Origin of the sequence: Paenibacillus caui, from assembly GCF_019904135.1 — a bacterium.
Lineage (GTDB): Bacteria > Bacillota > Bacilli > Paenibacillales > Paenibacillaceae > Fontibacillus > Fontibacillus caui.
In genome coordinates this window covers 48,705-72,707 of record NZ_JAIOGQ010000005.1, presented here as the reverse complement: position 1 = coordinate 72,707, position 24,003 = coordinate 48,705, and the positions used below count along the sequence as shown (strand labels likewise).

At 51.0% G+C, this 24,003-nt stretch carries 26 protein-coding genes; 6 read left to right on the top strand and 20 right to left on the bottom strand.

From position 1 onward, the window contains the following. Nucleotides 1–8: 8 nt before the first annotated feature. The 7 genes from sucC to K7397_RS04545 form a co-directional block, all read right to left on the bottom strand. Nucleotides 9–1,169, bottom strand: a complete 1,161-nt coding sequence (gene sucC, locus K7397_RS04575) for an ADP-forming succinate--CoA ligase subunit beta (protein ID WP_223066760.1) — start codon at nucleotides 1,167–1,169, stop codon at nucleotides 9–11. Between the two features lie 226 nt (nucleotides 1,170–1,395). Next, nucleotides 1,396–3,045: a YifB family Mg chelatase-like AAA ATPase gene (locus K7397_RS04570; protein ID WP_223066759.1), complete on the bottom strand. Its 1,650-nt coding sequence runs from the start codon at nucleotides 3,043–3,045 to the stop codon at nucleotides 1,396–1,398. A 229-nt stretch (nucleotides 3,046–3,274) separates the two neighbouring features. Next, complete coding sequence (locus tag K7397_RS04565; RefSeq protein WP_223066847.1) at nucleotides 3,275–3,676, bottom strand: YraN family protein; 402 nt, start codon at nucleotides 3,674–3,676, stop codon at nucleotides 3,275–3,277. Further along, a complete protein-coding gene (locus tag K7397_RS04560; protein WP_223066758.1) occupies nucleotides 3,666–3,974 on the bottom strand; it encodes an EscU/YscU/HrcU family type III secretion system export apparatus switch protein in 309 nt (102 codons plus the stop codon). The genes K7397_RS04565 and K7397_RS04560 overlap by 11 nt, the downstream gene beginning before the upstream one ends. Next, nucleotides 3,971–6,037, bottom strand: coding sequence for a flagellar hook-length control protein FliK (locus K7397_RS04555; protein ID WP_223066757.1), 2,067 nt, complete (start codon nucleotides 6,035–6,037; stop codon nucleotides 3,971–3,973). Before K7397_RS04555 ends, K7397_RS04560 begins: the two co-directional genes overlap by 4 nt. 74 nt (nucleotides 6,038–6,111) lie before the next feature. Then, nucleotides 6,112–6,759: a ribonuclease HII gene (locus K7397_RS04550; protein WP_223066846.1), complete on the bottom strand. Its 648-nt coding sequence runs from the start codon at nucleotides 6,757–6,759 to the stop codon at nucleotides 6,112–6,114. Between the two features lie 65 nt (nucleotides 6,760–6,824). Then, entirely contained in the window at nucleotides 6,825–7,847 is a 1,023-nt protein-coding gene (locus tag K7397_RS04545; RefSeq protein WP_337926671.1) for a polysaccharide deacetylase family protein, read from the bottom strand. A 205-nt stretch (nucleotides 7,848–8,052) separates the two neighbouring features. On the opposite strand from K7397_RS04545, the gene K7397_RS04540 reads away from it, so the two are divergent. Genes K7397_RS04540 through K7397_RS04530 form a run of 3 tightly spaced genes read left to right on the top strand, consistent with a single transcriptional unit; the run spans nucleotide 8,053 to nucleotide 11,984 of the window. Next, a complete protein-coding gene (locus K7397_RS04540) occupies nucleotides 8,053–9,654 on the top strand; it encodes a spore germination protein (protein WP_223066756.1) in 1,602 nt (533 codons plus the stop codon). 7 nt (nucleotides 9,655–9,661) lie between these two features. Further along, complete coding sequence (locus K7397_RS04535) at nucleotides 9,662–10,876, top strand: Ger(x)C family spore germination protein (RefSeq protein WP_223066755.1); 1,215 nt, start codon at nucleotides 9,662–9,664, stop codon at nucleotides 10,874–10,876. 16 nt (nucleotides 10,877–10,892) lie between these two features. Continuing rightward, nucleotides 10,893–11,984 (top strand): GerAB/ArcD/ProY family transporter, encoded by a 1,092-nt coding sequence (locus K7397_RS04530; protein WP_223066754.1) that lies wholly within the window; start codon nucleotides 10,893–10,895, stop codon nucleotides 11,982–11,984. A gap of 131 nt (nucleotides 11,985–12,115) precedes the next feature. Here the strand turns inward: K7397_RS04530 and ylqF are convergent, their stop codons facing one another. The 4 genes from ylqF to K7397_RS04510 all read right to left on the bottom strand — a co-directional run bounded on the left by ylqF (nucleotide 12,116) and on the right by K7397_RS04510 (nucleotide 14,736). Continuing rightward, nucleotides 12,116–12,979, bottom strand: coding sequence for a ribosome biogenesis GTPase YlqF (ylqF, locus tag K7397_RS04525; protein ID WP_223066753.1), 864 nt, complete (start codon nucleotides 12,977–12,979; stop codon nucleotides 12,116–12,118). Between the two features lie 50 nt (nucleotides 12,980–13,029). After that, nucleotides 13,030–13,635 (bottom strand): signal peptidase I, encoded by a 606-nt coding sequence (gene lepB, locus K7397_RS04520; protein WP_223066752.1) that lies wholly within the window; start codon nucleotides 13,633–13,635, stop codon nucleotides 13,030–13,032. A 124-nt stretch (nucleotides 13,636–13,759) separates the two neighbouring features. Continuing rightward, a complete protein-coding gene (gene rplS, locus K7397_RS04515) occupies nucleotides 13,760–14,104 on the bottom strand; it encodes a 50S ribosomal protein L19 (protein ID WP_223066751.1) in 345 nt (114 codons plus the stop codon). Between the two features lie 188 nt (nucleotides 14,105–14,292). Then, nucleotides 14,293–14,736, bottom strand: coding sequence for an ATP-binding protein (locus tag K7397_RS04510; RefSeq protein WP_223066750.1), 444 nt, complete (start codon nucleotides 14,734–14,736; stop codon nucleotides 14,293–14,295). A gap of 402 nt (nucleotides 14,737–15,138) precedes the next feature. Here K7397_RS04510 and K7397_RS04505 point away from each other — a divergent pair, with 402 nt between their 5' ends. The 3 genes from K7397_RS04505 to K7397_RS04495 all read left to right on the top strand — a co-directional run bounded on the left by K7397_RS04505 (nucleotide 15,139) and on the right by K7397_RS04495 (nucleotide 17,759). Then, entirely contained in the window at nucleotides 15,139–16,299 is a 1,161-nt protein-coding gene (locus tag K7397_RS04505; protein WP_223066749.1) for a hypothetical protein, read from the top strand. A gap of 99 nt (nucleotides 16,300–16,398) precedes the next feature. Further along, nucleotides 16,399–16,614, top strand: a complete 216-nt coding sequence (locus K7397_RS04500) for a hypothetical protein (RefSeq protein ID WP_223066748.1) — start codon at nucleotides 16,399–16,401, stop codon at nucleotides 16,612–16,614. Between the two features lie 233 nt (nucleotides 16,615–16,847). Beyond that, the gene (locus K7397_RS04495; protein ID WP_223066747.1) at nucleotides 16,848–17,759 is read left to right on the top strand and encodes a DUF4097 family beta strand repeat-containing protein; all 912 of its coding nucleotides are present in this window, start codon (nucleotides 16,848–16,850) and stop codon (nucleotides 17,757–17,759) included. Between the two features lie 87 nt (nucleotides 17,760–17,846). Here the strand turns inward: K7397_RS04495 and K7397_RS04490 are convergent, their stop codons facing one another. The 9 genes from K7397_RS04490 to ftsY form a co-directional block, all read right to left on the bottom strand. Further along, entirely contained in the window at nucleotides 17,847–18,209 is a 363-nt protein-coding gene (locus tag K7397_RS04490; protein ID WP_223066746.1) for a YkvA family protein, read from the bottom strand. 100 nt (nucleotides 18,210–18,309) lie between these two features. Next, nucleotides 18,310–19,080: a tRNA (guanosine(37)-N1)-methyltransferase TrmD gene (trmD, locus tag K7397_RS04485; protein WP_223066844.1), complete on the bottom strand. Its 771-nt coding sequence runs from the start codon at nucleotides 19,078–19,080 to the stop codon at nucleotides 18,310–18,312. Between the two features lie 2 nt (nucleotides 19,081–19,082). Then, entirely contained in the window at nucleotides 19,083–19,601 is a 519-nt protein-coding gene (rimM, locus tag K7397_RS04480) for a ribosome maturation factor RimM (protein ID WP_223066745.1), read from the bottom strand. Nucleotides 19,602–19,750: 149 nt separating this feature from the next. Then, entirely contained in the window at nucleotides 19,751–19,981 is a 231-nt protein-coding gene (locus tag K7397_RS04475) for a KH domain-containing protein (protein ID WP_223066744.1), read from the bottom strand. A 22-nt stretch (nucleotides 19,982–20,003) separates the two neighbouring features. Then, nucleotides 20,004–20,276: a 30S ribosomal protein S16 gene (rpsP, locus tag K7397_RS04470; RefSeq protein ID WP_223066743.1), complete on the bottom strand. Its 273-nt coding sequence runs from the start codon at nucleotides 20,274–20,276 to the stop codon at nucleotides 20,004–20,006. Nucleotides 20,277–20,334: 58 nt separating this feature from the next. Further along, entirely contained in the window at nucleotides 20,335–21,720 is a 1,386-nt protein-coding gene (gene ffh / locus K7397_RS04465) for a signal recognition particle protein (RefSeq protein WP_223066742.1), read from the bottom strand. Between the two features lie 54 nt (nucleotides 21,721–21,774). Next, complete coding sequence (locus tag K7397_RS04460) at nucleotides 21,775–22,128, bottom strand: putative DNA-binding protein (protein WP_223066741.1); 354 nt, start codon at nucleotides 22,126–22,128, stop codon at nucleotides 21,775–21,777. A 131-nt stretch (nucleotides 22,129–22,259) separates the two neighbouring features. Next, on the bottom strand, nucleotides 22,260–22,907 hold the full coding sequence (gene trhA / locus K7397_RS04455; RefSeq protein ID WP_223066740.1) for a PAQR family membrane homeostasis protein TrhA: 648 nt from the start codon (nucleotides 22,905–22,907) through the stop codon (nucleotides 22,260–22,262). 32 nt (nucleotides 22,908–22,939) lie between these two features. After that, the gene (ftsY, locus tag K7397_RS04450; protein ID WP_223066739.1) at nucleotides 22,940–23,953 is read right to left on the bottom strand and encodes a signal recognition particle-docking protein FtsY; all 1,014 of its coding nucleotides are present in this window, start codon (nucleotides 23,951–23,953) and stop codon (nucleotides 22,940–22,942) included. Between the last annotated feature and the right edge of the window lie 50 nt (nucleotides 23,954–24,003).

The following is a 24,003-nucleotide window of genomic DNA, read 5'->3' as shown; positions in this document are numbered from 1 at the left end:
AATGAGACTTACGAGACCAATTCGACGATTTTGCGCGCCCCGTCCGCCATGGAGTCTGCAGAAACGATATCCAGTCCGGAATCGGCCAAAATGTTCTTGCCCAGCCCCACATTCGTGCCCTCAAGCCGAACGACAAGCGGTCGATTGAGCTCTACTTGCTTGGCGGCTTCGACAATGCCGGACGCAATGACATCGCAGCGCATAATTCCGCCAAATATATTCACAAATATGCCGTTTACCTTTTGGTCGGACAAAATAATTTTAAAGGCTTCCGTAACCTTCTCTGCCGTTGCACCGCCGCCGACATCCAGAAAATTCGCCGGCTCGCCGCCGTAATATTTAATAATGTCCATAGTTGCCATGGCAAGGCCCGCTCCGTTGACCATACAACCGATATTGCCTTCAAGGGCGATATAGCTCAGATCGTATTTGGAAGCTTCGATCTCTTTCGCATCTTCTTCTTCCAGATCCCGAAGCCCAAGAATATCCTTGTGACGGAAAAGAGCGTTGGAGTCGAAGTTCAGTTTGGCATCCAGCGCGAGCACCTCGCCCTCACCGGTCACAACAAGCGGGTTGATTTCCGCGATTGAACAGTCCATATCCACAAACGCCTTGTAAAGCGCCGCCATGAATTTAACAGCCTTGCCCACAAGTTCATTCGGAATGTTGATGGCATAAGCCAGCCGGCGCGCCTGGTAGTTTTGGAGCCCCACTGCCGGGTCGATCACTTCCTTGAAAATCTTCTCCGGCGTCTTTGCGGCAACCTCTTCAATCTCCGTACCGCCCTCTTCAGAGGCCATCATCACAACCCGTCCCGTTGAACGGTCTACTACAACCCCAATGTAGTATTCCTTCTTGATGTCGCAGCCTGTTTCAATGAGCAGCCTTTTAACTTCTTTGCCTTCAGGACCCGTCTGATGAGTAACGAGCACCTTGCCGAGAAGCTCCTGTGCGTAAACGCGCACTTCATCCAGATGTTTGGCTACCTTGACGCCTCCGGCCTTGCCGCGGCCGCCCGCATGAATCTGAGCCTTGACCACAACGACCGGACTGTCCAATTCCTCTGCCGCCTTTACGGCTTCATCCACCGTAAACGCCACCCGTCCTTCCGGAACGGCCAGACCATACTGTTTCAACACTTGCTTTCCTTGATATTCATGGATATTCATCTGGTTTGAATCCTCCTATCAACGGACGGTTATATGGGCAATCAATATAAACCCAATTTATTTTAGCATGTTTTTAAAACGCTTTCCTCAAAAAGTTCACGGTTTATACACATCTTTTTGATATGAAATTCATCCCATTTTGAGAACGGTTACAGTACAGTGACAACGGGCTTTGACAAATTTCCCGAGCATTTGCCGACGCTCGTCAAATCCCGATAACAACCCGCTATATTTCCGTGTCAACGCTTCGCTTGTCAAGCTGGCGATACTGCATCGCTTCCGCCACATGCTCCGCCATGACCTGTTCTTTATCCTCCAAATCGGCAATGGTACGGGCCAGCTTGATAATTCGGTCATAAGCTCTCATACTGAGCCCCAAGTGATCGAACGACGAGGTCATCAGCAGCTCCGCATCCCTGCGCAGCTTGACGGACTGCCTGAGCATGGCTCCGGACAGCTCGCTGTTCCAACTGAGCCCGCTGCCCTGGAGACGGCGGCTTTGCCGCTCCTGCGCAAACAATACCTGCTCTCTCATCATTTCGGAGGAAATCGGGACTTCGTCCGGATTCCATGTCTTGGGACGCGGAACTTCAAGCTGCAGATCGATCCGATCCAGTAGAGGACCCGAAATCCGCGCACGGTATTGGCTGATTCTGCCCGGGCTGCATGTGCAGCGGGGCAAAGGCGGCTGGGAACCGAGATAGCCGCAGTGGCATGGATTCATCGAGGCCGCCAGAAGGAAATGGGCCGGAAACGTAAACGCAGCTCTTGAACGGCTGATCGTGACCATCCGCTCCTCCAGCGGCTGACGCAGCACTTCCAGGACATGGCGTGAAAACTCAGGCAGCTCGTCAAGAAAGAGAACCCCTTTATGGGCAAGACTTACCTCGCCCGGCTTCGGAATCGGGCCGCCTCCGACCAACCCTCCCGCTGAAATCGTATGGTGGGGTGAACGGAAAGCGCGGCGTTTCAGCAGTCCGTGAGAAAATTCCTTGAATTTTCCCGCTGAGCTGTATATTTTCGTTACTTCCAGCGCTTCTTCTTCGGACAAATCAGGCAAAATGCCCGGGAGTCTGCGGATCAGCATCGTTTTGCCCGTGCCCGGAGGACCGATCAGTACGAGATTGTGCATGCCCGCTGCCGCAATGGTAAGCGCCCGCTTCACCTGCCTTTGTCCTGAAACGTCGCTGTAATTATCGGGTTGCTGCTGAATCTGAGCCACAGGTGTCGTTGATGAGTTGCGGGTATACTCCAGGCGGGACCAGGAGGCGGATGCCCCTTCCAAGCGGCAGCTAGCGTTTTGATCGGTGGAGACTGTTGATTCCGAGCTGACGAACATGCCTGGATTCGCCTGCTTTCTGCCATCCGGAGCCTGCTTCAGAAAGGAAAGCTGGTTCAAATGGCTGATTCCATAGATATGAACCCCTTCCAGCAGCAAAGCTTCATCCGCATTCTCGACCGGCAGAAGCACAGAATGGAATCCGCAGCGACGGGCGAGATCGACCATCGGAAGGACGCCGGTTACCGGACGCAGCGCTCCGTCAAGCGCCAGCTCTCCGATAATCAACACCTTCTCATCAAGCGGCAGTGATATTTGGCCGCTCGCCGTAAGCAAGCCAAGCGCAATCGCCAGGTCAAATGCGGAGCCTTCCTTCCGCAGATCGGCAGGTGCCAGGTTAATCGTGATCCGCTGCAGCGGGAAAGTATACCCGCAATTTTTGATAGCCGATCTGACTCTTTCGACAGCTTCCCGGACCGCCGTATCCGGCAGGCCTATGATGGACACCATTGGGAGTCCGTTGCTTAAATCGGTTTCCACCTCAATCAGCACCCCGTCGATACCATAAAGACAAGCGCTGTATAATTTTCCGTACATAGCAAAAAAACACCTCATTCCGGCAGTCATGGTACATCCACTCTCTGTCAAGAAAAGGTGCTTCCTTTTTCTTCCTTATGTTGTTGTAAATCATTGTATAATTAGGGCGCCTTGAAAGTCAATGAAATGTTGTTCGAATCCGGAAATTTTTTTAAGAGTAACTTGGGCAGACCGCTTCGCTCACACTTTCTGCTTGCTTGCACGCTCATTTTCCGGCTGGAGGGACAGCTCAAAACGCCGCCATGATATGCTCGGTGGATACCGCTTCGCCCTTTCGGTCCAGCAATACGGCCACTACATCAAAACGGACAGCCAAACCGCTCCGGCCGCTCTGAAAAAGATAAACCTGCGCAGTGTCCCTCACCTGCCTGATCTTGCGAGCATTAACCGATTCGGCCGGGCTTCCGAAGGAAGACGAGCCGGCGCTCCGGCTGCGAACCTCAACGATGACAACAAGGCCGTCCTTGCAGGCGACAATATCGAGCTCGCCGCTGCGGCAGCGCCAATTCCGTTCCAATATCGTATAGCCCTCATGCTCCAGAAAGTCAGCGGCAGCCTTTTCCCCCGCCGCTCCTGTAGCTTTCCGGTTATCTCTTGTGAAAAAAGGATGCTTTTCCCCGTTATTCCCCATCATCCATTCCATCCTTCGCCGCAAGATCGGAACGGTAAATAAAGCTTAATATTTCCGCAACGAGCGTATACAGTTCCGCAGGTATTTGCTGATCCAAATCCAGCTTGGAGAGCACCTCCACAAGCGCAACATCCTCCTGAACCGGAATGCCGTGCTCTTTCGCTTTGTCTAGAATTTGCTGCGCCAGATGCCCTCGTCCTTTGGCAGACACAATCGGCGCTTCATGGACGCCCGGATCATATTTCAAGGCAACCGCCTTCTTGATTAGCGGCAATTCTTCCCTTTGCTGTTTACTCATACCCGATAATCCACTCCCCGGTACACAGAAGGAACATATGAAATGGCCCCAGACTGTGAAACGTTCTCCTCCCGGTCTTCCGCAGGCACCGGGTAGGATTCTGTTCTTAGCTCGACTAGCCGATATCCGGCCCCTTTTATCGCTTCGCTCACTTCTTCACGTCTATTCTCCAGAAAAGCGCTCACTTCCTCGCCTTCGCTGTGAATCTGCAAAATGACTTTTTTGTCGGCAACCTGGACGTCAACCATAAGCTTTCCCAGTGCAGACATATTAAGATCAAACCAGAGCCGGCAGTTGTCCGGATCCAGTTCTCCGCGTCTCCCCCGGCGCGACTGAATCTGGATGGTCGCCGTTTCGCCGCCGTCCGGACCTTTAAACGGCAGGAACATCGTGATTTGCGCAAACGGGGCCGTCCGGTCCGTATTCAGCAGCAGCTGCTGCCCCGTCAGCTGCTGAACCATTTGCCGGGCGGCTTCCTGCAGCTGCGGCGGCGCATCCGGGGCGTCCATAATTTGCAGAAGCACGCTTTTCAGACTTTCCTTAAGCGGCTCCGCCGCCGCATCATCAGCGGAGGAACCGGCAAAGGCGGCAGGAGAAGACGCAGGAAGCTCCGCGGCAGACTCCGCCGGAAGGATTGAGGGAAGCGGCTTAAGGCCGCCGGCCTGCTGCTCGCCCGCTGCGAGCTTTGCAGCGGGCGCTTCGCCGCCCGCAGGCTGCGCCGATGCGGAGCCAGCCGCAGTGCCGGAGCTCCCGGTGGGTGCTTCGGCACCGGCTCCTGCTGCAGCTCCAGCGCTTCCGCCTGCCGCGGCCCGGGCGGCGGCACTAGCAGCCGCAGTGCCGCTCGCAGCGGGCGCGGCGCCTGATTGAGCCGCGCCCGCGCCCGGCGGCGCAGCTTCGCCGCCGCCGGCTCTGGCCGCCGCCCCTTGGCCGGGCGGCGTCTCCTGCGGCGCAGCCGCATGGCGCGCGCTTGCGAGCAAAAGCGCGCGCCCCGCCTGCTGCTCGTGCTCCGCACCGAGCAGCTTCAAGACGCGGCCCACCCACGACTCCGTCTCGTGGGCGGGCCGCGTCAGCTCCGGCGCAGCCCCGCCCTGCGGCGGCGGAGCTGCTTCCTGCGCCGCCTGGCCAGGCGCGGCGGCGCTCCCGCCCGCAGCCGGGAAACCGGCGGCTGCGGCATTCGCCTGAGCTCCCGGCGCAGACGCGCGGGAGCTCTGTTGCCCTGCGGCGAGCTCTGCACGCAGCTCGCCGAGAACGCTCTGCAGCTTTTGCAGCAGAGCGACTGTGCCTTGGGCAGCGGAACCGGCCGCTGCCCCGCCTGCAGCCGAGGCCGGTTCGCCGGCCTTGGCTGCGCCCGGGCCCGGGACGGCAGACCCCGTTCCGGCGCTTGAACCCGCTGCCGTACCTTCCGGCAGACTTTCGGACGAGGCCGGACCCATTTGGCCGGAGGTAAGGCCCAAAGTACCGCCGTCTGCCCGAAGCAATGCCGCAAGCTGATCTTCAAGAACGGCGATCAGTTGATGGACAGGCGGCCCGTATATCGCTTGGCGCAGGCCGCCCACAATCTCTCCGCTCAGCTCAAGTCCGCGCTGAACCGCAATGGCCGCCGCGTTTACCCATTCAGCGAGCGGGACTTCGGCAGGCCTTGCGGCCAGCGTCCGAATGAGCGCCTCCGCCTGCTCCCGGGTAACCGGCATGCCTGCACTCTGCATCAGCTTGACCAGTTCGCGGTTGTCCGGCGTATTGTCCAAGCCGGCATTTTTCAGAAGCTGCTCCACGCCTGGATCGCCGCCTGACGGCATTGCTCCGGGCAGCAGCGGCTTAAGAACGGTCTGCCCGTCGCCTCCGGGCGGCTGAACCTGCATCATCATGGACTGCCCTTGCCGCAGCGGAGATTCCAGAGCGGCTTTCAGCTTCACGCCCTGTACCTCAACTACGGCTTGCGCCCCGTCCTCCGATACGCTTAACACAGTTCCCCTCACCACCTGGCCTGTGCGCAGCTCCAGCGTTCTGGCGTCAGCTGGCTGGCTTTTTCCGAGCGCGCCTCTTAAGATAGGGCCAATATTCATTGCTTTTACCCCCTTTGCTTAGTTCGAAGCAAGGCCAAACCATAAACCTGCTCCGGTTCCCCCATCTGATCCGGTCAGAACAGCTCCTGCTGCTCTATAAACAAATGGGTCAAAAAACTTTTCCGGTGCATCGGTGTAGGGCCAAGCAGCAAAAGTTGCTCCCTGTGCAGCTTCGTAGCGTAGCCTTTATGTACTGCGATCCCGTATTCAGGGTATTTCGCTTCCCACTCTCCCTGGCAAAGCCGGTCTCTCGTCACCTTTGCAATAATCGATGCTGCCGCGATAGACTGGCTGTTCGCATCTCCTTTGATAATCGCCAGCTGCGGAAGCGGAACATCCACCTTCTCGGCATCGACAAACAAATAGTCGGGCTGCACTTGCAAATTTTCAACCGCCTGCTTCATGGCAAGACGGGCGGCCTGTTTGATATTAATACGGTCAATCGTTTCCGCATCAACAAGCCCGATCCCGACTGCGGCTGCTTCCCGCATGATTTCATCGAATAGAGCTTCCCGTTTCTTCGGGCTCAGCTTTTTGGAATCGTTCACGCCTTCCAATACAAGCCCCTGCGGCAAAATAACCGCTGCGGCCACGACATCTCCAAACAGACATCCTCTTCCCACTTCATCAATCCCGGCAATATGCTGGAAAGACTTCTCCCAATATTCCCTTTCATATCCAAGCAAATCTTCCACCCTGGTCCTCCTTTCCTTCTGAACAATGATCCTGCCGCTTTATACTCATACTGCGGTCGACCTGGGATGCGTTTTTTTCAGGCAAAGCCTTGCTATTTGATCTCTATCAAATCATAAGGTTTGTTCAAGGTCAGATTCTTCTCCGGCGCCCCTTCTTTCATATACTCCACGATCACGTCGGGTTCATTGTCCCCGCCGCCTCCATTTACCCGATATCCGTTCAGCTGCCCGGCGTGATTCATTCCGCGCTTCACCGTAAACGTAACCTCAATTCCCAATTCGCGGCAAACTTTGATCGTATCTTCCGAAAAGGCTCCGTATGGAAAAGCAAGAACGTCATAGGTATTGTCCAGTTCTCTATGAAGCATCTCTTTGGCTCTGGACAAATCATTATAAATCCGGTCCTCATATTCCGGCTCCGTTTCCTTCCGGGCATCTTTGGCCGAATAAATGGGTCCTGCCAGCAGCGGCTTCAGATGGCGATGAGCTTTGTCGGTATAGCTGTAGCTGTGGGAATCAAAAGTATGATTGAAGAAATCAATGCCGCTACGATGCATCAGCCTGATCTGGCCCCATGTCAATTTGGGAATGCCAATATGCTTAACGTTGCTGATCGTATTCACAATCAGAAAGTTGGTCGCCGGAGCATGATACTGCCTCAATACAGGATACGCATACTGATAGAAAGATTCATAACCGTCGTCAAAGGTCAGCAAAACCGCATTATCCGGAATTTTGCCATGATGAAGAATAAAATTCGTATATTGACTCATCGTTATCCAGTGAAAGCCGTTGGCTTTCATCAAATTCAACTGTTCCTTGAACTTGCTGACTAGCAGTGTTTTTGCATCACTTTGCACTGGCTTTACTTCATGATACATCAGTACGATAACCCCGTCGCGATAATAAACGGCATTCGGAGTAGGCTTGGCAGAAGGTTTCCTTAAAATGGGCAGCTTTGCGCTCTGACCCGAATCGGACAAGCCTTTAAAACCGGCCCTCACCAGTACATGACGTACACCGCGTTTAACAACATCTTTATGCCAAACCGCCATTCCGCCAAACAGCATCAGAATCAGGGCGGCTGCAAGCGAGGCTGCAAGCTTTTTGTTCACTCTCTTTCGCTCCTTCACCATCCGATTCATCCTCGCTTACTAGATTATCACAAGGCCAGGTTGCAGCCTAGTACGGGTCAAGATTTTATAATAATTATAATATCGGCCGCTCTATGAAAATCGTTCAGTTTTACTGCATTATGCATAATCGTGATGGGCTGCGGAGAAACTGAAAAATACTACATACACTAGGTGGATGCTGCATATGAAAAAAATCCTGAAGCGATCTTTCCCGAAAGACAAGATCAGTCCGCAACAAGAATCCGAGGCAGGCGAACGGACTACAGAACTTTCCCGCAGCCTGCAGCAAAATATTGAGCAAATTTCGGACTTGACCGGGCACAGTTCGGATATTACAGTTCGAGCTTTTGAAGGGCCTTACCAACTGTCTATGGCTGTTGTTTACCTGAACGGGGCGACCGACATTGAGATGATCAATGATCACATCATTAAGCCGATCCTGTCCGCTGCAGAGGCTAATCCGGATTCGGAAGAAGATTTGGCGGACTCTTTTACCCTGATACAAAAAAAAATTCTGACTGTTGGCGCAACCAATACGAAAATGCGATTGCCCGAATTAATACAGGCCCTGTATAACGGAAATGCCGTTATTCTCGCGGAAGGCTGGGATCGGGGAATGACGGCAAACTGCGCCAAATGGGAGCACAGAAGCGTTGTGGAGCCTTCGTCGCAATCGGTGGTTCGAGGCCCCAAGGACGGATTTACCGAAGATATCAATACCAATATCGCGCTTATCCGGCGCCGGATCAAAAGTCCGAACCTGTGGAAAATCGACCGGATAATCGGGCGAATTACGCAAACGGACGTCAGTGTCCTCTATTTGAAAGGGGTCGCCAGGGATTCCGTTGTAAACGAGCTTCTGAAGCGGCTCGACCGCATTGATACGGACAGCATTCTGGAAAGCGGTTATTTGGAGGAATTTATCCAGGATCAGACCTTTACCCTGTTTCCCACCCTCATCAACACGGAACGTCCCGATAGCGTTGCTGGGGCTATTTTGGATGGACAGGTTGCGGTCCTGGTGGATGGAACACCGTTCGTGCTTGTGCTGCCCGTTACTTTCTTCAAATTTTTCATAGCCAGCGAAGACTATTACGAAAGATTCGATATCTCCACCCTTCTGCGCATTTTACGGTTCTCCGCGCTCACGATATCGATGCTTTTGCCCTCTTTGTATATCGCTATTACGACGTTTCATCAGGAGCTGCTCCCGACAACCCTGCTGGTCAGTCTTGCCGCACAGAGGGAAGGGGTTCCGTTTCCGGCATTCTTTGAAGCCTTAATGATGGAAATCACGTTTGAGATCTTGCGGGAAGCCGGAATACGCTTGCCGCGGGTCATCGGTTCGGCGATTTCCATCGTCGGCGCGCTTGTTCTTGGACAGGCGGCGGTTCAAGCTGGTCTGGTATCGGCCGCTATGGTCATCGTGGTCGCCTTTACCGCGATCTCCAGCTTCGTTGTTCCCGCACTCAATATCGCGATTTCGGCAAGACTGATCCGGTTCATTCTGATGCTTCTTGGCGCGACTCTGGGGATGTTTGGAATCATGTCGGGGCTTCTTTTTCTCCTGATTCATATGTCGGGACTCCGCTCGTTCGGTATTCCTTACTTGACGCCGTTATCGCCCTTCGTTCCCGGAAACTGGAAAGATGCGTTTGTGAGGGTGCCAAGGTGGATGATGACAACCAGACCCCGACTTATAGCAGCGGAGAATGGAATTCGTCAAAAATCGAATTTGCAGCCTGAACCTCCCGAAACAGAGGAGAAGAAAGGAACTAAAAGGTGATCTTGAAATGAAACATCGGCTCATTCTGATGCTGCTTATCATCTGCTTATGTCTGCAAAGCGGCTGCGGTAACAAAATCGAACTCAACAAACTGGGGATTGTCAGCGCAATGGCCTTTGATCTGGATGAATCCAATCAATGGATCGTCACCTTTCAAATCATCATTCCGCAGGCATCGCAAGGACAATCCGGCACTGCCAGCTCCCAGTCTCCGGTGTCCGTCTTCTCGTCGCAAGGGAAAACCGTGCTCCAGGCGATTCAAAACCAGGAGCTGGAAACGCCCCGCCGCCTCTTTTTTTCTCATAACCGTGCCGTCATTATCAGCAGGCGCGTTGCGGAGTATGGCGTCGATTCCATCCTGGATTTCTTCCTGAGAAATATCGAAACGAGAGAAAATGTGGATATACTCCTTTCGGACGGAGAAGCAAAGAACGTCTTGGAGGTTCTTACACCAATGGAGACTCTTCCCGGAAACGCGATCGCCAATTTGATTAATGAAAAAAGGGACGGCATGTCCAATTGGGTTCCGTCCAAAATACACGATTTGATTGTGACCCTGGCAAAGCCCGCTGCGGGCGCCGCGTTGCCGGAGATCAAAATCTCCGGCAACAAGGAGGAAACAAAGTCTTTGGACGCCTTCAAAGAAACCCGAAGTCCCGCCGTATTGAAAATAGATCGGTTCGGGGTGTTTAAGCAGGGCAAATTTGCGGCCTGGCTAAGCAGGAAGGAAAGCGCCGGCATTCCCTGGTTGACGGATCGATTGAACAGTACGACCGTCGTCTTTTCCTGTGAGGGAAAAAGGCCGAAGGACAAAGATTCCTCCTTCTCTGTAGAAAGCTCCCGCACCCGAATAATGCCGAAATTTTCTGACGGCCGGTTGTCAATGTCCGTTGATGTAGATGCAAAAGGAATTCTCTTCGAAACCCCCTGCGAGCTGGATCTTAAAAAACCGGCAATTCTCCGGCAGTTGGAGAAACAAATTCAGGAACAAATCAAAAACGATATGGAGCGTTCGTTTCAAGCCGTTAAAAAGGTTAAAGCCGACATCCTTGGTTTCGGAGACGCTTTTCACAAGGCCTATCCAAGGGAATGGAAAACTTGGAGCGAAAACTGGGATAATGAATTTGCCAAAATACAATTGGACATTAATGTAAAGGTAACAATTCGGCGTACCGGGATGATTAACGATTCCTTTTCCAAAATGTCCGGCAAAAATAAATGAACTGGGGGCCTTACGTATGGAAAAGATCAGTAAATATCAGCTTGGCACCATGATCATCTTGTTTCTGATCGGAAGCACCCCGCTGTTTGAGCTGGGAATCAAAGCCAAACAGGATGCCTGGCTGGTCGTCATTACCGGCATGCTGATCGGGTTTCTGCTGGTCCTGATGTTCTTGGCGATCCAGCGCCGGGAACCGGATCATACGTTGGTTCAGATCTTAATTCAGTATTTCGGCCCGTATGCGGGCAAGTTTGTCGGATGGATTTACGTCGTGAGTTTTGCCTATGAATCCATGCGAAATGTACGGGACTTCGGAGAACTTACGATTATGACCATTCTTTCCCGAACTCCCATTTTCCTCATTATGCTGATTTTGATGCTGTTGTCGATCTATGCAATATACAAAGGGATGGAAGTCTTCTTCCGGGTAGCCGAATTTTTAGTCGGGGGAGTCATATTCTTCTATCTCGTTTTAGTGGTGATGTATTTTATCACCGGCGTCGCTCAACCGGATAAACTTCTTCCTGTTCTGGAGAACGGAATCCGGCCAATACTACAGGAAAGTTTATCCAGATCTATCTGGTTTCCATTCGGTCAAATGATGGTTTTTCTGATGTTCTGGAGCCATTTGGACGACAAGAAGAAACTCTCCGGGACGTCGATCCGGGCGTATTTTATTGCGGGCTTCGTTATTTTTCTCATGAATACAACGACCCTTATCGTTCTCGGACCGCAAGTCGCCGACATCAGCACCGTTCCCCTGCTTCAGGCCGTACAGCTCATCCAGATTCCCGGAATCTTTGAACGTTTCGATGTTCTTGTCATCCTGCTTTTTTATTCAGGGATCTTTATAAAAGCTACATTATGGTTTTTGGCCGCCGTACTCGGGTTGGCCCAGCTCTTTCAAACGGATTATCGCAGATTTGTCTTTCTGGTCGGAGCTCTTATCTATTTAACGGCTTTTATACCGCCGAACTGGCAGTCGCATCTGGAGATCGGAACGATCGTCGCAGAGAAATTCATGCTCAATCCGATTCTGCTCGGGATTATCCCAGGTCTTCTGTTTGTGATTATGCTGATTCGTGGACGCGGAAAAAGGGCTGGATGAAAGTCCTTGCTGATCATTCTGTCTTAATCGAACGCCCGGACTCGGCTTGCCGGCCTGTGCCTGGCTCGGCTAGGTGCGCTATTCGTCAAAAAAGCCGCCGGCACAGCCGACGGCTTGTAAAAATAATTCGATTAATATGGCGCTTCCATCGAGTAACGCCCCATTTTCCCCGCCCGCAGTTCGCGGAGCAAGATTCCCGATGCCTTTGTTAGATCAATCCGGCCTCCGCTGACGATGCAACCCCTTTTGCGGCCAATGGCTTCCATAACGGCTACTATTTCATCCGGGTTGTCAAAATCCTGCGGCTGTTCCTCCAGCTCAAAACGCTCTTTAAGCTGCGGCCAATAATACTTGGCCAAATATTTAACGGCAAAAAAGGCTATATCCTCTACGTTCAGGATTTCCTCCCGGATCGCTCCGGTTACGGCAAGGCGGTACCCGACATTCTGATCCTCAAATTTGGGCCAGAGTATGCCGGGCGTATCAAGCAGCTCCATTTCACCGCCGACCTTGATCCACTGCTGCCCCTTCGTTACGCCGGGACGGTCGCCGGTAACGGCAATATTTTTGCCTGCCAGCCTGTTAATGAGCGTAGACTTGCCGACATTCGGTATGCCGACAATAAGCGCCCTTAACGCGCGCGGACGAATCCCTTTCGCAATTTGCCGGTCGATTTTCTCTTTAAGCAGTTCCTTCGCTTTCAAAGGAATCTCCTTAATGCCTTGTCCGGTGGAGGCATTCACCTCCAGAACTCCATGTCCCTCTTCCTTGAAAAACCGGAGCCATTCCTTGGTCACAGCCGGATCGGCCAGATCCGATTTGTTCAGCACAATCATCCGCGGCTTGCCGGCAAGAATTTCATCAATCATCGGATTGCGGCTGGACAGCGGAAGACGAGCGTCTAGGAGTTCGATCACAAGGTCAATCAAACCGAGCTTTTCCTGGATCTGCCGCCTGGCTTTGGTCATATGCCCGGGGAACCACTGAATTGTCATCGCACTCTCACCTCAGTTCCCTTATTTACTTGATTCTTGGACCACTTATGTTAGTGTTTGATAAAATGTACTTTATTGAACGGCCAGAAGACAAGATCAGCCCGCCCGACAACATCCTTGTACGGAATATAGCCAATCATCCGGCTGTCCCTGCTGTCCGAGCGGTTATCGCCCATCACGAACAAATGGCCTTCGGGAACGGTTCCGTCCTGAACATCTTCATTTGGGAAATCCTTGTCATTGTACAATTCGTTATTCTTATGTTTCGCTTCAACAGCCTCTTTAATGTATGGTTCGTCAATCGGTTTTCCGTTAACCGTAACCGTATCTCCTTGCACCTTTACTGTATCTCCGGGTACGGCGATCACTCTCTTTATAAAATCCCGTCCTTCGGAAGGGACATGAAACACAATAACTTCCCCCGGTTTCGGCTTGCGGATGTCATAAATCACTTTGTTGACGATAATCCTTTCGCCCGTTGAAAAATTCGGATGCATCGAAGGACCGTCTACAATGAAGGGCGCAAACAAAAGCCACCGAATTACGAGAACAAGTCCAACAGCGATCACGATGGCCTTTACCCATTCCATTGTTTCATTGTTCTTTTTGTCTGGCGCTTGATCGGATTGCTGACTTTCTTGGTAAAGCTGCTCCATAAATTGACGCCCCCGCTTCTTCCTTCAGATATAGAAATGCCTGAAATGACGGACAAATGTCCTTTTTTGGGATAAAGGAAGGGGGCTTGCATGAACAAGCCCCCTGCTGGTCGAAAATGCTGGATTAACGACGCACTTCTTTAATTCTTGCTGCTTTACCGCGAAGTTCACGAAGATAGTACAGCTTCGCACGACGTACTTTACCACGGCGAGCCACTTCGATTTTATCGATTTTCGGGGAATGAAGCGGGAAAGTTCTTTCCACGCCCACACCGTTGGAAATTTTACGAACGGTATAAGTTTCGCTGATTCCACCGCCACGACGCTTAATTACAACACCTTCAAACAGCTGGATACGTTCACGAGATCCCTCGATAACCTTTACGTACACTTTCAAAGTGTCGCCAGGGCGAAAGCTCGGAATATCCTTGCGAAGCTGTTCCTGTGTAATCGCTTGAACGATATTCATCTATGACTCCCTCCTTCCACTCAGGCGTTCATGCTTCTTCCGGAGAACTCCCATGTCTCCCTCATTATCCGCAGCGGACCACCGAATTCACAACAAGAAGAATTTTACCATATTTCAGAGCCGTGAGCAAGAAAAATAAACCTTGAGAAAACGTGAAAAATTTATAAAGGAAAGTGGGAATTTATGACTCATTTTATTGGCACTCGACTAACTTCAAATTCCCCATGCTTTGATCTCACTAAATATAATTCGTCAAACCCTTCACTATACAAAGGACTCTGTAATTTCTTCAGTGTGCTTTTAATTCCTATCTCTGGAACCCTTTCTTTTCCTTCTCTTCTCTTGTTTCTTTCAAAGGTTAAATCATAATTAGGTTCAAAGTAGTAACCGACAACTTTAAAATTGTGTTTCTTTGCTGCTTCGATATATTTTTGTCGCTCAAGAATTGTGGGGTTGGTATTATCAATTACAAATGGCTGCTGGGTTCTTATTGAAGCATCAATAAAAATATTCTCACGATTTCGGGTTCTTAACATATCAAGATTTATTCTAACGTGAGTCTTAAAAAACCTATCTTTATAGAAGGTCGATTTTCCTGATGCTTGAATTCCGATAAAAATAACGCATTCCATAATCATTCTTCCTTTGACAAATAAACGTATTGGTTTATGTATTCTCTGTTTTGACTGAAGATCGGTATATTAAGGTCAACATCCCACTTACTCCGTGTCGCTTCTCCTTTTAGAAAAAGATGCACGTTATCGTCCCATTATCACGTTATGCTTTCTTGCGTTACTTATTCTTCAACTTGTCCCAGGCTGCCTGAAACCTCCCAGCACCTGCTCCTCGCTGATTTTTTCGAAGCCAGCTTCACTTTTTCCTGTTAAGAACGGAACTATCTTCAGATGGATGGATTCGCTGTTCTTTTTATTTTTTCCAAAACCTGTATAGAAATAAGCAAAAAAAGTAACTTTTTTATAAAACGAGCGTTTATATTACATATAATTAAAGAGACAAGGAGAGAAGCAATCGAGATGAACAAGTTCACACGCCGATCTGGCAAGCTCGCCGTTTTATCGCTCGCGGCTCTGCTGTTCTCAGTATCCGTACCCGCTTTTTCTTTTGCAGCGCCTGAGGTTAACGTCCAAAGCTATTACAGCGACTCGGTAAACGGTTCTGTGCTTTATAACATTAATTACACCGAAGGGCAGCAGTATGCGGGACAGATCCTGGAGAAACGGCAAGACGGACAATATGTAAAATGGCAAAAAGAACTGAAAGAAATCCATCTGGACAGCGAGGGACGATATCGCGTCTACAGCTTTGACCCCGAATTCCCGTATGGTGCCTATGTTTACGACCCTTCCAGCCGGACCGTCCTGCATGGCAGCGTATATAATCTGTCTCCTGACGGCAAATGGGGGATTGTCGAGCGTTTCGAATACAAGAGATCGCAATACGGAATCAGCAAAATCAACGATTATTACATCAAAAATATGGAGACAGGCAGCATCAACCTATTTACCTCATCAAGCATATCCGCAGTTCCCCAGTGGACCGGCGAACACCGGCTGATTATGCGCGGCTACAACGTCGCCCATAAACAAAACGAGATTGTAGCCTATGATTCCGAACAAGGAATCACAACATCCTTAACGCTCGGCAGCCTTTATGCGGTGAATGCGGACAAGGGGCTGCTGCTTTTTGCCAAAAATGAACCTCTTCGCAAGCTGTGGATTTACGATTTATCGAATGGAGAAACAAGACTGGCTAAAAATGATCAGGAAGTGAATGATCTGTTTTACAGCGTGACCAATCCTGAAGTGGAAAGACCTGAGCTCAAGTTGCCTGACGATTTCGATATTGCCGCCGTTCCCGAAACGAAGATTCCCGTTCAGTCCATCTACGAGCACACGGTAACGATTGATGGACATAGCATTCCTGTTCCTTATGCTTTTTATAGAAATGGAACGTTATGGATTCCTCTCCGTCCTCTATCGAAAGCTCTTGACTGGAAGATTCGCTCTACCAAATCCGCTTCGTCCTTTTCCTATCTGTATTCGGTCACAGTAGGAACTTCCGGGATCAGACTGACGCCGGACAACAGCTTTATTGCAGACGATACGATGTTTATAACGGAAAAACAAATTCAGAGTCTCGGTTACACCGATATTTCGGTTATGACCAAAAAATAATAACAGCAGCGTAAGCCTGTTTTCCGGAACAAGAAATGATGGTACAATAGACAACGGCAATTATCATACATTTCATATTGGCCATTAAAGGAGTATCCAATGCCAAACACGATTATTGCAAATATAGAATTTTTTACTGCCGCTATTTCGCAGAAAGTCATTTCGGCCTGGCAGGAAGATCCTGCCGGCGTTTATTGTGAAGTAGGACGAGGCGTTGTCGAGAAGTATACGGAAACTTATGTGCGAATCCGCAATGTGGAAACGGGCAGAAAGTCTTACTTCGCTCGGGAAACGACCATGTTTCAAACGGTATAGAGAACATTCCTGCTTTCTGAATGGATAAGGACGCCTTGCATGATGATAGATCATGCTGTGGGCGTCTTTTTTCTTAAATTTTACAATTTCCGGATTTTAAATTTGCCCCGCCAAAGGTCCAGTAACGGTTCTGGACCGCAGACCCTTTTCCTTTTTCATCCATTTGTTACAATAGCATCAGTTTATCAGACGTACATAACAAGCCTTCATACCAATAACAGGAGGAATCAGATTTGGACAGAAACAAAAAGCGTTTACGCTCAAGCCTGCTCGCTGCCGCTTCGCTTGCGCTTCTGGCAGGGTGCATGGGCGAAGCAAGCCAAACAGGCGATGATATCAAACAGAAGGTGAACGAAGCTGGAAATTCCATAAGCCATTCTATTCAGGACATTGCTTCAAACGTGGGAGAAGAGCTTCAAAGCCGAAGCGGCAGACTGGAAAAGAGTGTGTCGGCAAGTATGGACCAAGTTGCTGCGGACTCTGCCCTCGAGGTAGACAATCAGGTGGGCCAGATTGAAATCAAGCCGTCAACAGGCAATGCCCTTACAGCCGAGGCGGTCATTTCATCTCAAGATAAAAAGGCTTTTCATGCAGAACGGGAAGCTATACTGGAGGAAGCAACCGTCTCCATTACGGCCGAGGACAACGAAATCCGGGTTCATGTTCATCCCAAGGGGGACCCGTCCAAGGATCTATGGGACTGGGCCGAGGAGAAATACGGCTTCTCTGACTTCAGTATTGACTACATCATTGAAGTTCCGGAATCGCTGACCGTTTACAATCTGGAAAATAACGTAGGCAACATCAAGCTTCAAGAACTGGCAGGAGCATTTCAAATCAAGACCGATGTCGGCAATGTCGAAATGGACCAAACCGCTTTTACGGATGACTCTGTTGTCACTTCCAATACCGGAGAAATTGAACTGGACATTGCTTCTTTGGCAGACAAAGCCAGCCTGAAAGCAAAAACTGACATCGGCTCCCTTAACGCTCATTTGGCCAAAGCACTGAAATGCACTCTGGACGTATCTACAGACGTTGGGGAGATTACAGGAGCAGCTAAAGGCGAAAGCAAGATCAATGGCGGTGGCCCGGAACTATCACTTTCAACTGATGTCGGCGCCATCAACGTCAGCCAATCCTGATATGCGAGCCAACTCTGTTGCTTGCCAGTTATAGGCTAAAGGCCGTGTCCAGGTGCCGATTTTTGCACCGAAACGCGGCCAAATTTATTATAATTCTTCCTGTTTTCCCTCAAAAAAAGCTTTCGCTTTCGCCCTGTGCTCTTCCGTAATGTGATGGCCGAGCACCTTAAGCGCCGTAATAACCGCGCCTGCGTCATCGGTAAACCCGAGTCCCGCTATCACATCGGGGACGGCATCGACCGGCGAAATGAAATACGCCAGCGCAGCGAGCGCGACCCCTTTGGCATACAGCGGTGTATTGGGATCCATGGCGCAATAATACAGAGCAACAACATCTTTGGTGAACGGAATTTTACCGGCCGCCGACTTCATTTTCCGAAAAAAGCCTTTGCGAACTTTCTCCTCCTGCTTCGGATCATATGCCGCCTTCTTGATATCAAACGTTCCCATGTAATCCCTCCTGACCAAACGGTGTCATTTCAGCTGCTTCGGCTGACTGCCCCGATTGTGTCGCGAGTCTCAAGCATTTAGTACCATGTAGCGCGAAGCGCTAATCCAACTTTTCTTCCCGCTCAATCTCCTCAAGCCATCTCTTATCCTGGTTGGACAGTTCAAGCTTTCCTAGCAGATCGGGACGCCGCTGCCACGTGCGCCGGAGCGCTTCCTTGCGCCGCCAATTCTCGATATTAGCGTGATGCCCGCTCAGCAAAATATCCGGCACCTTCCAGCCGCGAAATTCAACGGGACGCGTATATTGCGGATACTCCAGCAGACCGGTGCTGAACGAGTCCGTCACGGCGCTTGTTTCATTGCCGAGCACCCCTGGCAGCAGCCGCACCACACTGTCTATAACAACCATAGCCGGGAGCTCTCCGCCGGTCAACACATAGTCGCCAACCGATAGCTCATCGGTTACGAGATGTTCACGAATTCGCTCGTCATATCCCTCATAATGTCCGCAAATAAATACCAGATGCTCTTCCTTGGCCAGCTCTTCCGCCTTCGCCTGCGTAAATGTCTCTCCCTGCGGACACATCAGAATGATGCGCGGCTTCTGTCCGTCTCCCTCCGGAGTTCCCGCAGCTTCATCACCGGTGAGAAGCGATTCGACCGCCTGGAAGATCGGATCAGGCTTCAGCACCATCCCGCCTCCACCGCCGTAAGGGGTATCATCGACAGTCCCGTGCTTGCTGTCCGAAAAATCCCTGAAGTTAATCGCGTTCAAGGACACAATGCCTTTCCCTTGAGCTTTGCCGAGAATACTGGCGCCGAATACCCCGGCGAACATTTCCGGAAACAGTGTAAGCACATCCACCCGCATGTTCACAGCAATCCTTCCATCAAATGAACTTTAACCATCTTTGATTTCACATCCACATCCAATACAACATCGTCGATAACCGGCAAAAGCAGCTGCTTTCCATTGTTCATGCGAACTACCCACACGTCATTGGCACCCGGTCGCAAAATTTCAGTAATTTCTCCCAGGTCTTCATCCGCTTCAGTCAGAACGCGGCAGCCGATGATTTCGTGAAAATAGTATTCGTTTTCCGGCAGCTCCACTCTCTGATCCTTGGTGACTTTAAGCTCCCAGCCCTTGTATTTCTCAACTTCGTTGATATTGCCGTACTCTTTGAATTTGATGATATACGTTCCTTTGGAGGGGCGGGAGGATTGTACGGTGGCATGCACCTGCTGTCCGCTCACCGGATCTGCAAAAATGAGTTGGTTGCCATCGGCAAACCGGATATCCGGAAAGTCTGTGCTGGCCAGCACCTTAAGTTCGCCGCGAATGCCATGCGTATTAACAATTTTGCCCACTGACAATAATGAATCCGACATATGATCCTCCTAAATAGGTTTCAAACGTTCATTCGAAAGAACGTATCCGCTCTAAGGCAAATATATAAAAGGTTGAAGTGAACTTGCACTTTCTTATGTTTGTACGAAAAAGGGCTAGGACATACATCCTAACCCTCTTTCGTATATCTTTAAGAAATGATGTCCACGGTGACCCGTTTATCCATCTTCACAGCTGCTGATGTAACCACCGTGCGAAGCGCCTTGGCGATTCGCCCCTGCTTGCCAATCACTTTCCCCACATCGCTTGGATGTACGGTCAGCTCGTACACAATCAGGTGCTCTTTGTCCACGACGTTCACACGGACATCGTCCGGATGATCAACTAAAGCCTTCGCAATAACGCCGACTAATTGTTCCACAGAGGACCCTCCGAATCAGCCATTATTTTTGCAATTTAGATTCATGGAACTTCTTCATAACGCCCGCTTTGCTGAGCAGGTTGCGGACCGTATCAGAAGCTTGCGCACCGTTTTGGAGCCATTTCAGCGCTTTCTCTTCATCGATGTTCACTACTGCCGGTACAGCTACCGGATTGTAGTAACCGATTTCCTCGATAAAACGACCGTCACGCGGGGAACGGGAATTCGAAACCACGACGCGGTAGAAAGGAGCTTTGTGAGCACCCATACGTTTCAGACGAATACGAACTGCCATTGAAAAATTCACCTCCTTACAAGAATCAAATCATAATGTATATATTTACTTTAATAAATTAACGAAAAGGAAATCTCATGCCTTTGCCGGCTTTGCCTTGAAGACCGCGCATCATTTTGGCGGCTTTTCCGGCTTTTGGTCCGCCCATCATATCGGAGAACTGCTTCATCATGCGGCGCATTTCATCAAACTGCTTGATCAGCCGGTTCACATCAGCCAGATTGCTGCCGCTTCCCGCGGCAATCCGCTTCCGTCGGCTGTGGTTGATCAGATCGGGATTCTGTTTCTCTTCCTTCGTCATCGAACGTACAATCGCTTCGACGCGTCCCATCTGCTTCTCATCCACTTTCAGATCCTTCATCTGCTTCACTTTGCCCATGCCAGGAATCATATCCATGATTTGTTCAAGCGGGCCCAACTTTTTGACCTGTTCCATCTGCTCCAGAAAATCGTCGAACGTAAATTCGGCATTGCGCATCTTGCGCTCCATTTCCTTCGCTTTTTCAGCATCAATGTTGGACTGCGCTTTCTCGATCAGGGACAGCATATCGCCCATGCCCAAAATACGCGATGCCATCCGCTCCGGATGGAAAGCCTCGAGCGCGTCGATCTTCTCACCCAGCGAAGCGAATTTGATCGGACATCCGGTCACCGCTTTAACGGATAACGCCGCACCGCCACGGGTATCGCCATCCAGCTTGGTCAGGACAACGCCGGTAAGCTCAAGCTGGTTGTGGAAGCTTTCGGCTACATTTACGGCATCCTGCCCTGTCATCGCATCGACAACAAGCAGCACTTCATCCGGACTCACCGTTTCGTGAATCTGCTTAAGCTCTTCCATCAGTTCTTCATCCACGTGAAGCCGGCCCGCCGTATCGATAATCAGATAGTCATTGCCGTTATCCTTCGCATGCTGCAGTGCTTGTCTGGCGATTTCCACCGGACTTACGCCGTCACCGAGCGTAAATACCGGAACCTTGATCTGCTCGCCAAGCACCTGGAGCTGCTTGATCGCCGCAGGACGGTAAATGTCGCCCGCTACGAGAAGCGGCCGGTTGTTGCTTTTGAGGAGCATCTTGGCCAGCTTGGCGGAGGTAGTGGTCTTACCGGCGCCCTGCAGCCCTGCCATCATGATGACGGTCGGCGGCTTGTTGCTTTTGGCCAGCTTGGCCTGGGTACCGCCCATCAGTTCGGTCAATTCCTTGTTCACGATGTCGATAATGACCATGCCTGGCGTAAAGCTGCCCATCACTTCACTGCCGACGGCCTTCTCTTTGACCTTGGATATGAACTCCTTGACCACCTTAAAGTTAACGTCCGCTTCAAGCAGTGCCAGCCGCACCTCGCGCATAGCCTCATTAACATCGTCTTCCGATACTTTGCCCTTGCCTCTCAGCTTGCTGAATACACTTTGCAGCCTGTTCGTCAATCCTTCGAACGCCATTCTCCCGGTCACCTCGCTTCCGTCGTTTTCTTTGCTCAGGATGCAGGAATGTTCCTACAATTCCTGCAGTTCTTTTATGATCGTAATTGCCTGCTGTTTGTCCGCGGAAGAAATTCCGCTTTCTGCAAGCAGTCTCTCCAGCTTGCCGAAGCCTTCGCTTGCCTTCTGCTGCTTGGATAGAAGCCCGAGCTTCTGTTCATAATTCTCCAGCATTTGCTCGGCACGCTTAATATGTTCATATACCGCCTGGCGGCTTATCTCAAATTCGGCGGCAATCTCTCCAAGGGAGAAATCGTCGTGAAAATAATATTTAAGGAACGTCTGCTGTTTCTCGGTCAGCAGCAGCTCGTAGAAATCAAATAACAAGTTAACCCGATTCGTCTTCTCAAGCCTATTCTCCTGACTCAATTCGGGCACTCCCTCCGTCAAGGAAAATCACTTTACACAGGCATCAACGTTCCTTATGATACAAAATGGCAAAGGAGATGTCAAGCCCAAACCCTTAACATCCTCTTTGCCACTCAAAAACGGCTGAGCCTTTAGCGGACCGGAAGCAAATAAAGCAAAATTGCGAAGAAATGAAGCACGCTTCCGCCAAGCACAAACAGATGCCAGATCGCATGGTGATAAGGAAAAGCCCGCCATACATAAAACACCGTGCCAAGCGTGTACAGAATCCCGCCGGCGACAAGGAGCGTCAAGCCTGCAGTGGGAACCGCGGAAACCAGCTGAGGCCATGCAAGCACAACCAGCCAGCCCATGCCGATATAAAAGAGCGTGGACATGAACAGAAACCGCTTGACGAAAAAGGCTTTGAACACGACCCCCGCCGCGGCAATGCCCCAAATAATGCCGAACAGCGTCCACCCGAGCGTTCCGCGCATCGCCACCAGAAGAAACGGCGTATACGTCCCTGCTATAAACAGGTAGATCGACGAATGGTCGAAAATTTCAAACAGATCCTTCGCTTTGCCTTCCTTCAAGCTGTGAAGCACGGTCGAACAGGAATAGAGCACCAGCATGCTGACGCCGTAGATCGTGAAGCTCACAACATGCCACGCCGTTCCCTTCAGGCTGGCAAACACAATCAGCAGAACAAGGGCGGCAGCGCTCAGCATCACCCCGACTCCGTGGGTAAGCGCGCTTGCGACCTCTTCCCTGCGCGAAAAGGTATGCGTATTAGCCATCTAAACAGCTCCTTTCGGCTCCCGAGCACTCCCTAGGTGTTCGCATTCGCCGCATTTTCTTCCGCCTCATCGGATTTGGAGATCAGTCCCGCAAACAGGCCGTGCACAAACTGTTCGGAATCGAATTCCTGCAAATCTCCCATCTTTTCTCCCAAGCCTACCAACTTCACGGGCAGGCTGAGCTCCTGCCGGATCGCTACCACAATGCCGCCTTTGGCCGTGCCGTCAAGCTTGGTCAGGACAAGGCCCGTAACCCCGCTCTTCTCGCCGAACAGCTTGGCCTGGCTCAGCGCATTCTGGCCGGTCGTCGCATCAAGCACCATCAGCACCTCATGCGGAGCGCCGGGAATTTCGCGCTGGATGACGCGGTAAATCTTGTTCAGCTCTTCCATCAGATTGCTCTTGTTCTGCAGACGTCCGGCTGTGTCGCACAGCAAAATGTCTGCGCCGCGCTGCTTCGCTGCCTGCACGGCATCGTACATCACCGCGGCCGGATCGGAGCCGGCCTGCTGCTTGATCACTTCAACGCCGACCCGCTGTCCCCAAACCTCAAGCTGCTCTATCGCGCCGGCGCGGAACGTATCCCCCGCAGCGAGCAGCACTTTCTTGCCCTGCTCCTTGAAGCGATGGGCCAGCTTGCCGATCGTGGTCGTCTTGCCGACGCCGTTGACCCCGACAAACAAAATGACCGTAATTCCATCCGGATTCAACCTTAGCGAGTTATCCTCCTCTCCCCGCAGCAGGTCGGTAATTTTCTCGGACAAAATCGGCTGCAAATCCGCGGCGTCTTCAATCTTCCGTTTCTTCACTTCACTCCGGAGATCATCGATCAGCTCCATAACGGTATTGACGCCAACGTCGGCACCAATCAATATTTCTTCCAGTTCCTCGAAAAATTCTTCATCAATCTTTTTGCGGCGGATCATCAAATCCGCCATCTTCTCTACAAATCCTTTGCGGCTCTTCTCCAAACCATCCTTAAACTGTTTGGTTACGGATTCCGTCTTGGATGCGATGCTTTCTTTCAGTTTCTTAAAGAAACTCATGTAAATCCTCCTACATGAATCCGGCGGGATGTGAGTCCTGGGGATTCCCC

Bases quoted from the DNA above. Each gene is read 5' to 3' on its own strand.
- trhA (WP_223066740.1), bottom strand. From the start codon at position 22,907: ATGGCTAATACGCATACCTTTTCGCGCAGGGAAGAGGTCGCAAGCGCG.
- sucC (WP_223066760.1), bottom strand. From the start codon at position 1,169: ATGAATATCCATGAATATCAAGGAAAGCAAGTGTTGAAACAGTATGGT.
- K7397_RS04510 (WP_223066750.1), bottom strand. From the start codon at position 14,736: ATGGAATGCGTTATTTTTATCGGAATTCAAGCATCAGGAAAATCGACC.
- K7397_RS04505 (WP_223066749.1), top strand. From the start codon at position 15,139: ATGAACAAGTTCACACGCCGATCTGGCAAGCTCGCCGTTTTATCGCTC.
- K7397_RS04555 (WP_223066757.1), bottom strand. From the start codon at position 6,037: ATGAATATTGGCCCTATCTTAAGAGGCGCGCTCGGAAAAAGCCAGCCA.
- K7397_RS04540 (WP_223066756.1), top strand. From the start codon at position 8,053: ATGAAAAAAATCCTGAAGCGATCTTTCCCGAAAGACAAGATCAGTCCG.
- lepB (WP_223066752.1), bottom strand. From the start codon at position 13,635: ATGGAGCAGCTTTACCAAGAAAGTCAGCAATCCGATCAAGCGCCAGAC.
- K7397_RS04560 (WP_223066758.1), bottom strand. From the start codon at position 3,974: ATGAGTAAACAGCAAAGGGAAGAATTGCCGCTAATCAAGAAGGCGGTT.
- ylqF (WP_223066753.1), bottom strand. From the start codon at position 12,979: ATGACAATTCAGTGGTTCCCCGGGCATATGACCAAAGCCAGGCGGCAG.
- rimM (WP_223066745.1), bottom strand. From the start codon at position 19,601: ATGTCGGATTCATTATTGTCAGTGGGCAAAATTGTTAATACGCATGGC.
- trmD (WP_223066844.1), bottom strand. From the start codon at position 19,080: ATGCGGGTGGATGTGCTTACACTGTTTCCGGAAATGTTCGCCGGGGTA.
- K7397_RS04570 (WP_223066759.1), bottom strand. From the start codon at position 3,045: ATGTACGGAAAATTATACAGCGCTTGTCTTTATGGTATCGACGGGGTG.
- K7397_RS04530 (WP_223066754.1), top strand. From the start codon at position 10,893: ATGGAAAAGATCAGTAAATATCAGCTTGGCACCATGATCATCTTGTTT.
- rplS (WP_223066751.1), bottom strand. From the start codon at position 14,104: ATGAATATCGTTCAAGCGATTACACAGGAACAGCTTCGCAAGGATATT.
- K7397_RS04535 (WP_223066755.1), top strand. From the start codon at position 9,662: ATGAAACATCGGCTCATTCTGATGCTGCTTATCATCTGCTTATGTCTG.
- ffh (WP_223066742.1), bottom strand. From the start codon at position 21,720: ATGGCGTTCGAAGGATTGACGAACAGGCTGCAAAGTGTATTCAGCAAG.
- K7397_RS04500 (WP_223066748.1), top strand. From the start codon at position 16,399: ATGCCAAACACGATTATTGCAAATATAGAATTTTTTACTGCCGCTATT.
- K7397_RS04565 (WP_223066847.1), bottom strand. From the start codon at position 3,676: ATGGGGAATAACGGGGAAAAGCATCCTTTTTTCACAAGAGATAACCGG.
- K7397_RS04490 (WP_223066746.1), bottom strand. From the start codon at position 18,209: ATGGGAACGTTTGATATCAAGAAGGCGGCATATGATCCGAAGCAGGAG.
- ftsY (WP_223066739.1), bottom strand. From the start codon at position 23,953: ATGAGTTTCTTTAAGAAACTGAAAGAAAGCATCGCATCCAAGACGGAA.
- rpsP (WP_223066743.1), bottom strand. From the start codon at position 20,276: ATGGCAGTTCGTATTCGTCTGAAACGTATGGGTGCTCACAAAGCTCCT.